The 15,105-nt window shown below is 34.9% G+C and carries 10 protein-coding genes and 1 tRNA gene; 4 read left to right on the forward strand and 7 right to left on the reverse strand.

Annotated features, from left to right (window positions below):
• Positions 1-32: 32 nt before the first annotated feature.
• On the reverse strand, positions 33-596 hold the full coding sequence (locus NMG63_RS07700; RefSeq protein ID WP_254006885.1) for a DNA-3-methyladenine glycosylase I: 564 nt from the start codon (positions 594-596) through the stop codon (positions 33-35).
• A 224-nt stretch (positions 597-820) separates the two neighbouring features.
• Between NMG63_RS07700 and NMG63_RS07705 the strand changes: the two genes are divergently transcribed.
• Entirely contained in the window at positions 821-1,723 is a 903-nt protein-coding gene (locus NMG63_RS07705) for a LysR family transcriptional regulator (protein WP_003774705.1), read from the forward strand.
• 709 nt (positions 1,724-2,432) lie between these two features.
• Here the strand turns inward: NMG63_RS07705 and mltG are convergent.
• Both mltG and NMG63_RS07715 read right to left on the reverse strand, forming a co-directional pair.
• Positions 2,433-3,512 (reverse strand): endolytic transglycosylase MltG, encoded by a 1,080-nt coding sequence (mltG, locus tag NMG63_RS07710; RefSeq protein WP_254007562.1) that lies wholly within the window; start codon positions 3,510-3,512, stop codon positions 2,433-2,435.
• A 30-nt stretch (positions 3,513-3,542) separates the two neighbouring features.
• Positions 3,543-3,764, reverse strand: coding sequence for a sulfurtransferase TusA family protein (locus NMG63_RS07715; RefSeq protein ID WP_115355068.1), 222 nt, complete (start codon positions 3,762-3,764; stop codon positions 3,543-3,545).
• A 476-nt stretch (positions 3,765-4,240) separates the two neighbouring features.
• Here NMG63_RS07715 and NMG63_RS07720 point away from each other — a divergent pair, with 476 nt between their 5' ends.
• Both NMG63_RS07720 and NMG63_RS07725 read left to right on the forward strand, forming a co-directional pair.
• Complete coding sequence (locus NMG63_RS07720) at positions 4,241-4,669, forward strand: NanQ anomerase/TabA/YiaL family protein (RefSeq protein WP_003774694.1); 429 nt, start codon at positions 4,241-4,243, stop codon at positions 4,667-4,669.
• 73 nt (positions 4,670-4,742) lie between these two features.
• On the forward strand, positions 4,743-5,753 hold the full coding sequence (locus NMG63_RS07725; protein ID WP_034886696.1) for an acyltransferase family protein: 1,011 nt from the start codon (positions 4,743-4,745) through the stop codon (positions 5,751-5,753).
• A 40-nt stretch (positions 5,754-5,793) separates the two neighbouring features.
• Here NMG63_RS07725 and NMG63_RS07730 read toward each other — a convergent pair.
• The 3 genes from NMG63_RS07730 to NMG63_RS07740 all read right to left on the reverse strand — a co-directional run bounded on the left by NMG63_RS07730 (position 5,794) and on the right by NMG63_RS07740 (position 12,713).
• Positions 5,794-5,870: transfer RNA gene (locus NMG63_RS07730), tRNA-Arg, on the reverse strand.
• Between the two features lie 177 nt (positions 5,871-6,047).
• On the reverse strand, positions 6,048-6,485 hold the full coding sequence (locus tag NMG63_RS07735; RefSeq protein WP_003774689.1) for a GNAT family N-acetyltransferase: 438 nt from the start codon (positions 6,483-6,485) through the stop codon (positions 6,048-6,050).
• A gap of 120 nt (positions 6,486-6,605) precedes the next feature.
• A complete protein-coding gene (locus NMG63_RS07740; protein WP_254006887.1) occupies positions 6,606-12,713 on the reverse strand; it encodes a peptidase in 6,108 nt (2,035 codons plus the stop codon).
• Between the two features lie 233 nt (positions 12,714-12,946).
• Here NMG63_RS07740 and NMG63_RS07745 point away from each other — a divergent pair.
• A protein-coding gene (locus NMG63_RS07745) for an IS3-like element ISErh1 family transposase (RefSeq protein ID WP_254006376.1) occupies positions 12,947-14,100 on the forward strand; the annotation gives its coding sequence in 2 pieces (ribosomal slippage) (positions 12,947-13,220 and positions 13,220-14,100; 1,155 coding nt in all).
• A gap of 13 nt (positions 14,101-14,113) precedes the next feature.
• On the opposite strand, the gene NMG63_RS07750 is transcribed toward NMG63_RS07745, so the two are convergent.
• The gene (locus tag NMG63_RS07750; protein WP_254006888.1) at positions 14,114-14,290 is read right to left on the reverse strand and encodes a hypothetical protein; all 177 of its coding nucleotides are present in this window, start codon (positions 14,288-14,290) and stop codon (positions 14,114-14,116) included.
• Positions 14,291-15,105 lie beyond the last annotated feature (815 nt).

Raw genomic sequence — 15,105 nt, forward strand, 5'->3', positions numbered from 1 at the left:
AAAGACCCACGATTACGTGGATCTTTTTTTCTTTATTCATGTATTTTAAGAAAACAATCTTCTAAATGATCATCAACCATGCCCACAGCTTGCATGAGAGCATAAATTGTCGTTGGACCGACAAACTTAAATCCCAGTTTCTTTAAATCTTTACTGATTTGAATTGATAGTGGTGTGGATGCTGGAACTTCTGACATATCATTGTAATGATTGATGATTGGTTTGTAGTCAACATAATGCCATAAAAACTTTGCGAGACTGTCATGAACTTCTGTTAGTTTGTAGTATGCATGCGCATTGGATATTACTGCCTGAATTTTAAGACGGTGGCGGATAATATTCAGATTTAAAACAAGACGTTCTACATCCTCTTCGGTAAAGCGGATAAGTCGTGCCGGTTCGAAATTCGCAAAGGCTTCGCGCATCCCCTCACGTTTCGCAATAATCGTGGTCCAACTTAAACCACTTTGCATACCTTCTAAAATCAACATTTCAAATAAATAGCGATCATCTTCAGATTTACGACCCCATTCTGTATCGTGATACATCATTTCTAAGGGATTACGATTCGCCCACTCGCAGCGTTGTTTTTCCATAAAGACTCCTTTTTCTTTTATTATACCGAAGTTAGCTCAAAAGTGTGTTTATTTGATATTAAGATCGCGAATATTTGTTAGAAAACAACACATTTCACAAGGTTTATATCTTTTCTGATAAAACACTTAAAAATCTGTTTGTGCCATAACAATTACTTATTGGTTGATAAACCAAATCAAGAGCCTTGTGATATAATTATCTAAATTACACAAGGAGAATCCCCATGAATATTAGTTTTTATCGGGCATTTGTAGATGTCGCAAAATATAAAAGCATCACACGTGCTGCGGAACTTGCGAATATCTCTCAACCCGCATTGAGTCAACAAATCAAAGCAATGGAAACCCACCTTGACTGTACGCTTTTTGAACGGACCCACAAAGGGGTGGCGCTCACGGATGAAGGCGAAGTCGTTTTAAAATATGCAACACGATTGATTTCATGTCACGATAAAATGATCAAAGAAGTCGAAAACCTTAAACATGATAAAAATCATCGCATCAATATTATGGCAACACCAATTGTATATGCTTATGCCCTTCCTTGCACCATCCACAGCATTAAAGAAAATTTTGAATCCTATGATTTAGAAATGAAAGCCGCGTCCAGTATTGAAATTGAAAATCAAATTGTAGAAGGAAAGGCAGACATCGGTTTTATCATTGGAACGCCTCTTGATGAATCCCTTTATTGCCGTCCTTTAATTCAAGATCCATACTACCTGGTCGCAAGTACGGATTTAGATGTTCCAGATACCTTAACGGTCGAAGAACTTTATGAATATCAAGTATTGATGTTGAAGAAGTCCCAAAAGTGCCGTCAGTTACTCAGCCAACAACTTGAGAAATGTCATGTTGATGAATCAAGATTACGCATCCCTTATGAATTGGATACAACTGAATCCATTAAAACATCAACCGTGCGTGGATTCGGCCTGGCATTCTTGCCTTACATGTCTATTAAAAAAGAAGTTTATAATAAACAACTTAAAATTATTAAACTTGAAGGATTTGAGTTTATGTCAGAGTACCATCTCATCCGTAAAAATATTACAGACGAAAATATGGAAGAACACCTAGAAATTATGCACTATATTGAAGATCAAGTTGATGCGACGAAGTGTTAGAAAAAGCAGAATTCATCTGCTTTTTCTTTTTTAAAACGTTCACCATGATTAATCCACTTCAATTCAATATACTTTTGGATTATAGAGGGAATGTTTTTCTCGAATATTAATTTGATCTTTCAAGAACAGGATAATGCAAGATGTGCCCTTTTATGAATTCTGATTAACTCGGTTCGGAACCAAGTATATTCCAGCGCTTTTACTTTTTTTCTTAATGACTGTACTATTAAAAATAATGTAGTGACTACTCTAGTATGAAATCGTTTCCTTTTTTTCTAAAATACTAGAATTGATTTAAAGAAGAATGTATTCGGGATTTGCGAATCCTTCTTCCAAATGGAACAGAGGGTGATTAAATATGAAGAAAATAATTTCAATAATTAGAACGTTATTAGTTTTGTACACTGCATTAATATTTATGTCAATATATCCAATGCTAATTACGGTCGGTAGTGAATCTTTTGATTTGACGAAATGGTTGGATGCAGATCAATATTCTGTTAAACCAATCTATATATCATTAATCCTTGTGTTACTTACATATGTGATTTCTGCTGTATTGATGATACTCGACAAAAAAATCAAAAATCGATTGCCTAATTCTATAAACAACGGCCTTCTTAATTTTCGGAAGATGGGTAGATACGGTTTAGACTAAATTCAAAAAGAGCAACCGCCCCTTAGGTGGTTGCTCTTTTTGAATTTAGGGTTATCGATAGGGATCAACATATGTTTCCACATTATACTCATGTTCTGATAACGTTTCCGCAAAATAAACATCATGATGTTTCATATCACCAACAAAATAATAATACTGGTGTCTTTCCGGTTCCATTGCAGCTAAGAGTGCATTTTGAGATGGATTCATAACCGGACCAATAGGAAGTCCCAAATGTTGATATGTATTAAATTTAGAATCAATATCTGTATTCGATTCACATTGTTGCCAGGTTTCATATTCATACAATGCATAACAGACGGTAACACTGGATTGCAAGGGCATTTCCGATTGGAGTCGACTATAAAATACACCGGAGACCCGTTTCATATCATCAAAATTTTCGGTTTCAAAATTAATAATTGAAGCCAGTGTATAGATTTCATGGATCTTGAGTTTTTGAGTCTCAAATAAAGCTTTATGTTCTTGGTAAAACGCAAGGGTTTGGTCTAAAAGTCTTCGCGTAACCGCATCGACGGTTGTTTGAGTAAAGAAACGATAGGTTTCAGGGGTAAGATACCCTTCTAAACCAACATTTAACGAGGGGTTTAATACAGCTTCAGTTAAAAACGGATAGTCCTTGCTTAGGGATTTTAAGTACACTGGATCACTCCAAGCCGATAAAATATCATCTGCTCTGAGGTTGGTAATGTTCCCAATTTTAAACGCAAAATCTTTAGCCCAATCATTTGGGATAAATGTGATATCAACTTCGCGTCCAACTTTGTTTTCTGGATTGGTTAATTGACTTGCAAGTTCCTCATAGGTTGATGAACGATCTAAAAAATAATTTCCTGGCTTAATGTTTTGCGTTGTGGATCGTTGGATTGTTTTATTGAAAAATTTTTTTGAACGGACTATCCCTTGCCCTTCAAGACGCTCAGCAATGGTATCCAGGGTATCATCAGATGTAACCAGAAACACAATCACATCCGATTCAGACGCCGCTGGCTTTCGCAACGTATCGTGACTCATTTTAATACGTGCCCCACCTCTAACAAATACAATAAAAAGCAGCATCATCAATGCTGCGAGATAAACATAACGTTGTTTCTTCTCTAAATCTTTCATAGAACCCCTCAAGATTTTGATTGCGCTTCGTTATTGTTTTGCGGTAATCGTAATTTCCCACACACCAGGTATTACCTCATTAGGGCTGTAACGAAACCCCTGCGCATCACAATAAACACCAACGGCAGATAAAGTACAATGATGATCTGTAACCAATAAAACAGACTCTCCAGAACATAAGGCATCATATTCTTTTTGGAGTAAAAGCATTGGGTAAGGACAAATTTCGCCTAAACAATCAATCCGTTTCATATCATCATCTCCTTTTTTGTTTATAGTACAAACAGTTCACTAACTTGTCAACGTAAAACGCAGAATTAGACAAATATACAGGTTGATTCATTCAAATAATGCGAAAAAAGCACTGCGTTGTCCGACACAGTGCTCTTTGGATGATTCAATCAATTGCAAAGAATGGATAAACTCTGCATTGGGAATGATTGAATAGAGGTTGAACATAAAGAACATCAATACACGACATAAATCAACCGCCGATTTATATGCAAGGGGATGTGCTTGATGCTAACGTTTTATGCTCACTATTATTATTTGAGAAGGTGTTTTTAATCTATTATGTTGAATTAAACTTCCTTCCCTATCAATATTCTACTTAAATACTTCCGTGTTCAAAGCTATATGTCATGAAATACATAGTTTATGGCACTAATGCACAAAATTAAATAACATGATTGAAATCTTGTGTATGATGGTGTCAAGGAGGATTGACTATGATCTACGACCGTATCAGTAATGCACATTTATACCTTGGTTTAAGCTCAGAACTGGATGAGGTATTGAAGGATATACAGACAACGATTTCTGAACCCTCATCAACTTTAATTAAAAACTTCATTAATTTTGAGACCGGTCTTGAAGAAGAAAAGTCTTATGAATTACATCGTGATTATTTTGATGTACATGTCATTTTAGAGGGTACCGAATATTTTAAAATGACACACAAAGATCAACTCATTCATCAAACTGACTATGATGAAGCAGGTGATATTTTGTTTGGAGATTGCGAAACACATTGTACTAAAGGTTCTCTACCACCCAAGAGTTTTGTTGTTTTCTTTGAGCATGAAGCCCATAAGGTGGGTTATGACCTCGTAGGTAATAATCCCATTTCTAAAATTGTCTATAAGGTTCGTGTTTAACTGCTTCGGCAGTTTTTCTATTTCATAGACTTGCGGTATGAATCTTGTTATTATAGAGGAAATCGGAGGCTTTATGACTACACTTAAACAACGATACCTTTGGATCGATAATTTCAAAGGAATACTTATTATGCTGGTCGTATTTGGACATGGATTTGAATTTTTACGTCATGACTTCAAAAGTCTTCAGTTCATCTATAATCTCATCTATATGATTCATATGCCTGCCTTTGTGTTTATTTCAGGGTATCTTTCTAAAAATATTCAAAAGGGACGTAATGATGCATTTCGCAACTTCTTTATTCCATTCTTTATTTTTAATACACTTTGGGCTTTGTTGAAGATGCTTCCAATTGGAATGCAAACTTCAGATTCATTACCTATTTTTAGTTTTCTAACACCTGGATGGGCAATGTGGTTTCTTCTTGCTATGTTTATTTGGAAGTTACTTTTACCATCATTGCTTCAAGTCAAAGATATCTTTGCTCTAAGCTTATTTATTGGCGTTATCGGAGGTCTTTTCACAGAGTTTGGGGACTATTTAACCTTGTCTCGTGTTCTTGTCTTCTTGCCCTATTTTCTTGCAGGGTATTTCACCTCACATCAAACTATTGAGGAAATCCAGTCACAACCAAAACGTTATCCTTTCCTTGTACTTACCCTACTAATCATTGCGGCATATCTCTATACCTTTATCCTCAAACTTCCAGCCGAGTTTCTATGGGGAGATCGTTCGTATCATGAACTCTTTTCCACAATGGGATATCCAATGCTTTTAGCCTTAGTGCGTTATGGTCTTGGTTTTATGGGTATTTATGTTCTCCTCAATCTTGTGCCAGACCGTAAGACACCTTTTAAACGCTTTGGGAAAAACTCTTTAAATATCTATATGTTTCATACATATCTACTCGTACTAATGGCTCCGATTACATTTAACCTTGATAATCTCTATCTAAGACTTCTTCTTGTTTTAAGTTGGTGTGGTGTAATTCTTTATACACTCTCAAACAAACGTATTGTATCTTACTATGATCGATTCTTATTCTATATTTATCGGCGTCTCTTTAGACCTCAGGACCAATAAAAAAAGAACACCTACAGAAGTAGGTGTTTTATTTAATATTTGGCGCGCCCGACAGAAGTCGAATCCATAACCTCTTGAGCCGTAATCAAGTGCTCTATCCAGTTGAGCTACGGGCGCATTGTGTTTTTCAACATAATCCCTGTTGATGTTTCCTATTATACGCTAGGTTTTGGGAATATGCAATGCTCAAATATAAAAAACACCAAATTAGCAAATATACAAATTATCAGCATGCAAATATCGTGATTATTATGGGTCAAATAGCAAGAAAGTGCTAAATCAGATTCTTGTTTGCTAAGCACAATATTCCATATCAATGTGTTCAATTCCATCTTCAACGACGATGGGTCCAATGGCTTTAAACCCTCTTTTCTCATAAAAGTTTTTAAGGGATGCGATTGCATGAATTTGTATCGGTTTATCTTTGAGGGTTGTCTTGATGGTATCAATTAGCGTTTGAACGAGAATTGAGCCCAGAGCTTGATTACGCAGTTTAGGCAAGATTAAAACACGTCCGAAGGTATTGAAGTCACCCGCGTCATAAACACGCCCATAGCCGACTAAAACGCCTGCATCATCCCGAGCAAAAACATGAAGTGCCGTTAAATCAAAATCATCGATCTCTTGATAAGCACATTCTTGTTCAACCACAAAAACATCAATACGTAAGCGATACATCTCAAACAACTCTTCTTTCGTTAAATCTTGAAACCATTTCTTCTCAATATTCATAGAATCCCTCCTTCTTATCTTAATCTTACATGACAATCGTGAAATCTAGATTAAAATCATCAACCCATTCCATAAAAAAACACCCTTTATAAAGGGTGTTTTAAAATTACGCTAATCATTTTATTGATCTTCGTTTTTTTTCTTTTTATTCATAAGCATTAAGACAAATCCTAGAACAACAAGACCACTTGCAAGAAGTACTGGTGTACTATCTACTGCAATACCTGTTGAAGGAAGTGATGATGCATTTTTATCTGTGTTAGTTCCATTTCCTGAACCATTTTGAGATCCATTTGTAGAACCGTTGTTTGAACCGTTGTTTGAACCGTTATTCGATCCATTTCCAGAATTACTATCATCAGTAATATTTAAGTTAACATGTTTACTGATTGTTTTATTCATGCCAAATGTTGAAGGTGTTTCTTCATCAATAAAGTCACCATCGATTGTGTAGTTCAAGACCACATCATATTTACCAGGAGCAAGTTTTGTAATATCTGCTGTATGGTAATCAACACTTGCAAGTTCTGCAATTTCGCCTGTATCCAAGTTAATTACTTTACCTTCTGCACGTTTGATAATTTCTTTTTCAATCGTACCATTAGCTTTGAATGCCTTGAATTCAGCCATTGTCATATTTAAGTCATGTCCAACAACTTGATAACGTGCTGTAACATGTCCTAAAACAGTAACTTGAACACCATTTGCTTCAAAGATGAAGTTATGGAATCCAGCTGTTGTAGGAAGTGCACTTACGAGTTTGATGTCTTTAACATCAACTGCATTACCGTTTGCGTCAAATGCTGTTACACCTGCTGCTGCGATAACACTTGCGTTGTTCATGTTTTTCATCTTCATGTCAAAGTTGTTTGCAAAGATTGATCCTTGACCTGGAGTAATTGTTCCATGATCAAAGAGTGATGCATCTACCTCAATGTTTTCTGTATTACCAGCTGCATTAGTTGCTTCGAATTTAACTTTATGTTTACCAACTGTTGTAGGTAATTGTGAAATCACTTTGATGTCTGTAATTGGCGTAATGTTATTAACATCTGATACATCAAATGCTTCAACGCCTGAATTTTCGATAAATTTAGCTTCGTTTACATCATCAATAAGCATTGAGAAATCGTTAGCATTAATAGCAATTTTATTTACATTATCCACGATATCAAACACATGTGCTTTAACTGTGATTGATGAGCCTTTAGCTGTTGTGAATGTAATGTTGTGAACACCTGAAGTTGTTGGTAATGCTGATACGTTAATATCATCATTGTTTAATTGAACTGCAGGATCAACACTTAGGTCAAATGCTTTTAGACCTGATAATTGTTTTACGTTTGCTTCGTTTACATATGATAATTGAATTACAAAATCATGTGCATTAATTGCTTCATTATTTATAGGATTAATTTCATCGTATACATGCGCTGTTACTTCTTTTGAAGTTCCGGCTGCTGTTTCGAATTTAACAGGGTAATCTCCCACACTTGTAATTGAATGTGTCACTGTTGCGATTGCTACAGATACTGGAGTATTTGTCGTTACATCGAATGCTGCTGCGTCTGCACCAGCGATTAAGTTTGCATCATTTACATCACTTAACTTAATGTTGAAGTCATGTCCGTTGATTGCTTCTTTTGTTCCTGAATCGATATCATCGAATACATGGGCTTTTACTTCTTTTGAAGTTCCTTTTTCCGTTTCGAATTTTACTGTGTGATCACCAACTGTTGTTGGTAATGGCGATACTACCGTCAAACCTACTGGATTTTTAGGTGATACACTAATGTCATATGCTTTTGCATCTGCACCAATGATTAAGTTTGCATCATTTACATCACTTAACTTAATGTTGAAGTCATGTGCATTGATTGCTTCATTATTATTATCATCAATTTCATCAAACATTTCTACATTTACAGTAATTGATACTTCATTTGATTTATTCTTAGCTACTGCGCTATCAACAACATAAACTTTGAATGTGTTAGTTCCGTTATTAGCGAAATCTACACTATAATCATCTGATTGAAGTTTGATGCCTGTTTGGCTTCCAGCTTCGACCATTGTCATTGTTAAGTGATTTTCAACAAATTCATCAAATGTTAATGCATTTGCTTTACCTTTTTTAAGGTTTAGATTAATTGTTGTAGGAGTAACGGTTAATACTGGAGCTGTTGTATCAACTACAGTTACAGTTACTTCTTTATTAGCTTTAAGACCTGTTGTTGGATCTGTTACTTCGAGCTTAACTTTATAACTTCCCTCTGTTGTTACATTTCCACTTGAGTCTACAGGAATTGAATCAATTTCGGTTGCAGTTATTTGAGCATCTGCAATTGCACCACCTAATTTATCAGTAGCAGTTACGCCGAATGCTGTTTTTAGGTTTGGTTTTGCAGAACCTAATTCTACTGTTTTACTTGTTCCTGTAACATTTAATACTGGTTCATTTCCAGCTGTCTTAGGAATGAATTTGAATGTTGTAGTTCCTTTGGCTTCATTTTTAGCTGCATCAGTTGCAACGATTTCAAATGTATATTCACCAGCTGCATCAATTGCTGCGATCGCTGCTTTTACATCTGCTTGTTTTGTACCGGAAGCAATAGTTGCTCCAGATGCATTTTTAATTGTCCAAGCCTCAGTTACATCTGTTGTAGCATCTGTAACACTATATGAAATATCTGTTGGTTGTAATGCTTTGTCTGCTGTCAGATTTTTAATTTCAGGTGTATCAGTATCTGTAATGTAGAGAATTCCATTTGTATATGTATGTCCCATGATTACACGTTCAGTTGCAGTCCCATCATGTAAGTCGTTTAGAACTGAACTATACTTGAAATCTTTTGAATTTGCAGTATTCGTAAATTTAAGTACATAATTGTCATTTTGTGGAAGGACTTCATCTACCATCGAGAATGAACCATTAGTTCCTGTTTGCATAGTTTTAATAACTAAACCATTGAGCATTAATTCTACTTTCCAATTTTTACCATAATTCGAAGTTACGATATTATCATCTTTATCAACGAATACGACGCCACCAGAAATATTAGTCATTAATGTCAATGCACCATTTATATCTTTTATTTCTTCAGTTCCAAAAATATCAGATACTTTAAATACTTTTGATCCCGATTTCTTTAACCACCCGAATTTTCCGGAAGAATCAATTTCTACTTGATCTGTTCCAAATGATTCAGCTTTAACATCACTGTCAAATACAACCTTGATTTGGTAATCACCGTTTGGTTTGTCAATAAACCCAAACATACCATCTACACCATTACCTACAGAAGTAGTTGTTGACTCTAAAGCGGTATTTAGGTCGTTTGCATCGTATAGTTCTACTGTAATACCGTTCATACCTGCTTCACTATTATTTTGGCCGTTCTTATTTAAATCATAGTATAACTGGCCTTCTAGAACACCTTTTTCTGTTGGTTTTGAAGCTTTAACGCCTGTTTTTGTAAGCTCTAAAGCATCAACATTTGTAATTGAACCGCTTGTAGTTTCACCACGGTATGCAATACTGTTGTAAGCCATCGAATCATCTCGAGGGGTTTCTGCTGGGAGAACACCTTCAAATTCAATATAGAGTTTATCCGTAGGCATTAATTTATCAATCATTTCAACTTTTATTGCTCGTATTGTAGTATCATCAACTGGTTTACTTGTTGTCCAAGCTGCACCTGCGATAATATTACCTGATGCATCAAATCTTTCTGGATTCTCACTTGTTGAGTAACTAATCAAATAACGATTTGATTCAGCACCATTTATGAGTACTTTAATACTACCTGTTGCATTAACTTTAAAATTAGAACCGCGACCAATTCCTGTAGTAATTGTAGAATCTCCCAAATTAGGTAAAGTATCGATTATTGTAAAGCGATCAATTGGTAGTGTTCCTTCATTTTCTAATGTATATCCAAAATAAACATTGCTATAAGGTTTTGATGTACCAATTACGCCGTCACCGTTAAGCCAGTTAGCATCAAGTCCACCCTTAACCCCTGAATTCGTTTTAACGCCATTTGCTCGTGTTATTTCAAATGATTTTGTACGTCCTTGATAAGTTTCCGCACTAGTGCCAATCAAGTCTTTTTCTTCTTGGCTGAGGTTCTTAGAACTATATTTTGGTGAGTTAACCGTTTCTATTTCACTATCGAAACTACCTGCACCAAACTCAACATCATATTTCCCAGCGATTAGTTTGGAACTATCCACATTAAATTGAACTTGTAATAGTTCTCCAAAATCACGTGTTCCAACTAGCTCATCATTTTTCAACTTATATAGATAGATTACTTTTCCATTACTCAATGGAATCTTTTCAAGTTCTGGTTGTTCATTTCGAATAAATACATCACGCCCAACATATGAGTGATCTAACGGTCTTGTATTCAAACGGATACCATGGCGACTTATATTGGTATTGACCTCTAATCCTTCCGGGGCAATCATAAATACATATGGATTGGTAATTGTTGGTCCACCACCATTTTGTATAGTTAATAAAGTAGAGAAGCGCGCTTTCATAGTCGGTGCTGTTGGAATCACTCCATACCCAGTACCTGGGTATCCACCATCTACGTCACCAACTTGCAACTGAGTAGTTCCTAAATTATTTGAACTACTTTGAATCTCAACGGATACAGTTTTTGGGTTAGTTCCACCTTCGGAAAAATACTCATGTTGAACCCCTACTGTATCAATATAGTTAACCTTTTCAATTTCGAAATCTACACTTTGACCTGGAGTCGTATTTTGTAGAATACCTTCAATATATTGATGATTATCAGTTTGATTTGAAATAGTTACAGATCGAGACAGCTTTATTCGTGTTATGTTACTAATTGATGAAATGTCTTCTCCGTCTGTAATTTGTGTGTAAACACCAGAATTATTAGTTTCATATGAATGAACCATTGCGTTCCCACCAACTCTAATTGGTTTAAACTCTGATGGTATTAAAATAATTTCTTCAAGGTTTTTAGTAGGATATGGACCACTTCCATCGACTCCTACAGCTGTTCGATATATAACGCGATCACCTTCTCCTGCGGTAGTAGGTGAGACCATATGAACAGGTCTAAGCATCGTGCCATCTGGAAGAACAGTTGTTTTTTGATTTAGAGTTCCAATTAAATTATTACCATTATATATTTCGTATTCGAAGTTATAAGATCCACTTGCAGTTCCAGATGGAACCTTAGTATTTTGTCGAAGATCAAATCTTGAAAGCGATACTTCGCCATAACTTACTATTGTTTCATCACCATCATTTTTCACCAAATAACGACGTGTTTGCAACTTAGAATCATCAATATGAGGATTAACTCCATCACATAAATCAAAATTTAAATTATGATTTTTTCTCACAATTTTCAAATCTGAGAAGTGTAATTCTTGACCTGAAAAACTATTCACAAACCATCCTATTACTCCACCTGCATATACAGATCCGTTCCAGTTTCTTGCATAACTCCAAGAAGCGAAATTTGTACTGTCAGCTTCAACAAAAGACCCAGGATTACCTGTTATATTTATTGTTCCACTTTGTGCAGCAGCTTCTTCAAATTCCGCCCCAGTGTTATCTTTACCATTCATTTTTGCGGAAACTACTGAAGTTGTTGATGGTACTGCAGCCACACTTACATCTGCAGGGAATTGGATGCTAAACGATCCGGAAAAGCCATCTTCAATTTTAAACTTCATAATTTTACTTTGTGTATCGTATGATTGCAATTTGACTGAACTATTTGTAGATTTAACTTTACTCTTATCCACCACTAATGGTGCAGATGATAAATCAATTTCTAGACTTCCACTATACAAAGCTGTATTGGCATTAGTTTGAGCACCATTAAAGAGAATATTTACTGGTCTTGTATCTCCTGGATCACGGCTTATTACTGTTCCATCACTAACGATTGACAACCCTTGTATACCTAATCCATCAACAGAAACTTTTTGTCCATCCACTACATCTTCATCAGCTTCAGGTTCTTCCACTTTAGGTTCTTCTGCCTTAGGTTCCTCTGCCTTAGGTTCTTCAACTTTGGGCTCTTCTGCTTTAGCTTCTTCGATTTCAGTTACATTAACTTTAAAGCTATGTTTTTCATCGCGGTTAATCGCTTCAGCTTCACCTTCTGCTGCTTTGACCTCTTTTGAATAGTTTAGTTCAAATTCAACTTCACCATTCTCAGATACAACCATTTCGTACTCGTCGGTTTTATCTTTTACAAGATCAAGTTTCTCTTTCTCCTTTCCCTCGTCTTTGAATACTTGTGATAAGTCATTAACTACTTTAGGCGTAGTCGGATCTTTATCTTCAAGTTTGATTTTTAAATCTAATGTAAGATCGGAACTGACCTAGTTCCGTGGGACTAAAGAAAAAAACCTCTTGTATGAGAATTATTGTAAAATAGTTCAATATAGGAGGTTTTTATATGGGAACACGAACTATGCATAGCTATGAGACAAAGATGAAAGTTATAGAAATGAAATTGGCAGGATACTCAAGCAGGTTTATTCAGACTGAACTTGGAATAAAAAATGTAACACAAGTCAAAACATGGTGGAGATGGTATCGAAATGGTGAACACTATCGATTTTCTCAACCTGTAGGCAAGCAATATACTTTTGGAAAAGGGCCTGAAGGAGACACGGTCGAAGAAACACAAAGACTTAGAATTAAATCTTTGGAGCAACAAATTGAACTATTAAAAAAGTATTTGGAAAGAGAAAGGATGTGGTTCCTGAAATAATCATCAAGCTCGTTGAAGAGTATCGCAACACTGTATCAATTAAAGATATCTTGAATCTTTTTGGGGTACCTAAGTCAACGTATTACCGTTGGACTAAAAAAGAGCAACTAGATTCTAATAATTATTCTGTCAATGAAGCATTAGTAATTGAACTTTGTAAAGAAAATAAATTTCGTTATGGATATCGAAAAATAACTGCATTAATTCGAAAAGAAAGAATTATCAATAAGAATACTGTTCAAAAGATAATGCAGAAACACCAATGTCAATGCCGTGTTAAGGTCAAACGGTATCGAAAAAACAAAAATCCGAAGATCATTATGCCCAATATCATTAATCGCGACTTTAAATCACTACGTCCTCTAGAGAAATTGGTGACAGATATCACTTACATCCCTTATGGCCATAAAATGCTCTATTTATCTACGATCATGGATTTATATAATGGTGAGATTATTGCGTCTACATTGAGTGACAGACAAAACCTAGAATGTGTGGTTGATACATTAAATCAACTTCCGGATATCGTTCAGCCATGTATTCTTCATTCTGATCAAGGAAGTGTCTATACATCAAAAGAGTATCAACTTAGAGTAAAAAATAAAAGCATTACCATGAGTATGTCCCGTAAGGGGACACCCGCTGATAATGCTCCTATCGAATCGTTTCATGCCTCTCTAAAGTGTGAAACATTCGAATTAAACCCAGAACTAAAGGGTTCTACTGAAATTGTATCACAAACTGTGATAAACTATTTAAAATATTACAATGAAAATCGAATACAAGAAAAGCTAGGATATCAATCGCCCGTAAATTATCGGTTAACTTCATCCTAACTTGGTTTTTTCTTTAGTCCCACGGAACTAGGTCAGTTCCATCTTTGGGGTTTAGTTTTTTATTCACTACGATATTGAAGTCATCGTTTCCAAGTGGCGCATCATCAGCGAGTGCTGGTGCGATACCGAGTGATGTCATCATCAATACTGTAGATAATAAAGCAACTAAATGTTTTTTAATACCCTTCATATCTCATCCTCCTTCTAACACACGTCGCGTGTGTTTACGAAATTATCTTAAAGTCCGACGTGACTTTTGTGCGCAATTTGTCATAAACAAAAGCTTAAATGTTATAAAAAAAATAGATGAAATATGTAGTTAATTAAGTGCATAATTTGAATATTAAATTTTTGTAAAAATTGATAATATCTACTTATAAATGGATATTACAACATTTTTGTTATTATAAAGGGATACGAAAAACGAATTTCCGTCTTCATAGTTCACTTAAATAACGAGTTCTTCACTCAAAATTCTAATACTAAATTCAAACAGCAAAACAAACAAACTTTTTTTGTTATTTTACATACAAAAACAAACCTGTATGTTGACTTATAAAAATATTGATTTCACCGTTTACTATTGTATTTTTCATCCAGGTTTAGATACTAATCATTCCATAAAAACATGTGTACTTTCAGTTGTTAATACATTCTGTTTTTTATCAGTTTCAATCCTCCTAATACTCATAATTAATTTAAAAAAAGAATGTTTCTTTAACACGCTCTATTTTTGCAATTTCAATAATTCATTAAGTGAAAGACTTATACTCTACATTTCTCTTCCTAATGATCAGAGCTAATGTAAAAAATTATAAATGATTAATATAATTACAACCTTTTGATGTAATCTTGGATTAGGCTTAATTACCATTAGAAAATCATATGATATTAAATAAACAGTTCCTTATTTTGAATTTATTTGTTTATTCCATATTGTGAACCTTATACTTCCCATTTTTGATTTTTATTACATTTTTCAATGTTTATATAGCATTTTGAGGT

The sequence above is a fragment of the Erysipelothrix amsterdamensis genome (assembly GCF_940143175.1).
Classification (GTDB): domain Bacteria; phylum Bacillota_I; class Bacilli_A; order Erysipelotrichales; family Erysipelotrichaceae; genus Erysipelothrix; species Erysipelothrix amsterdamensis.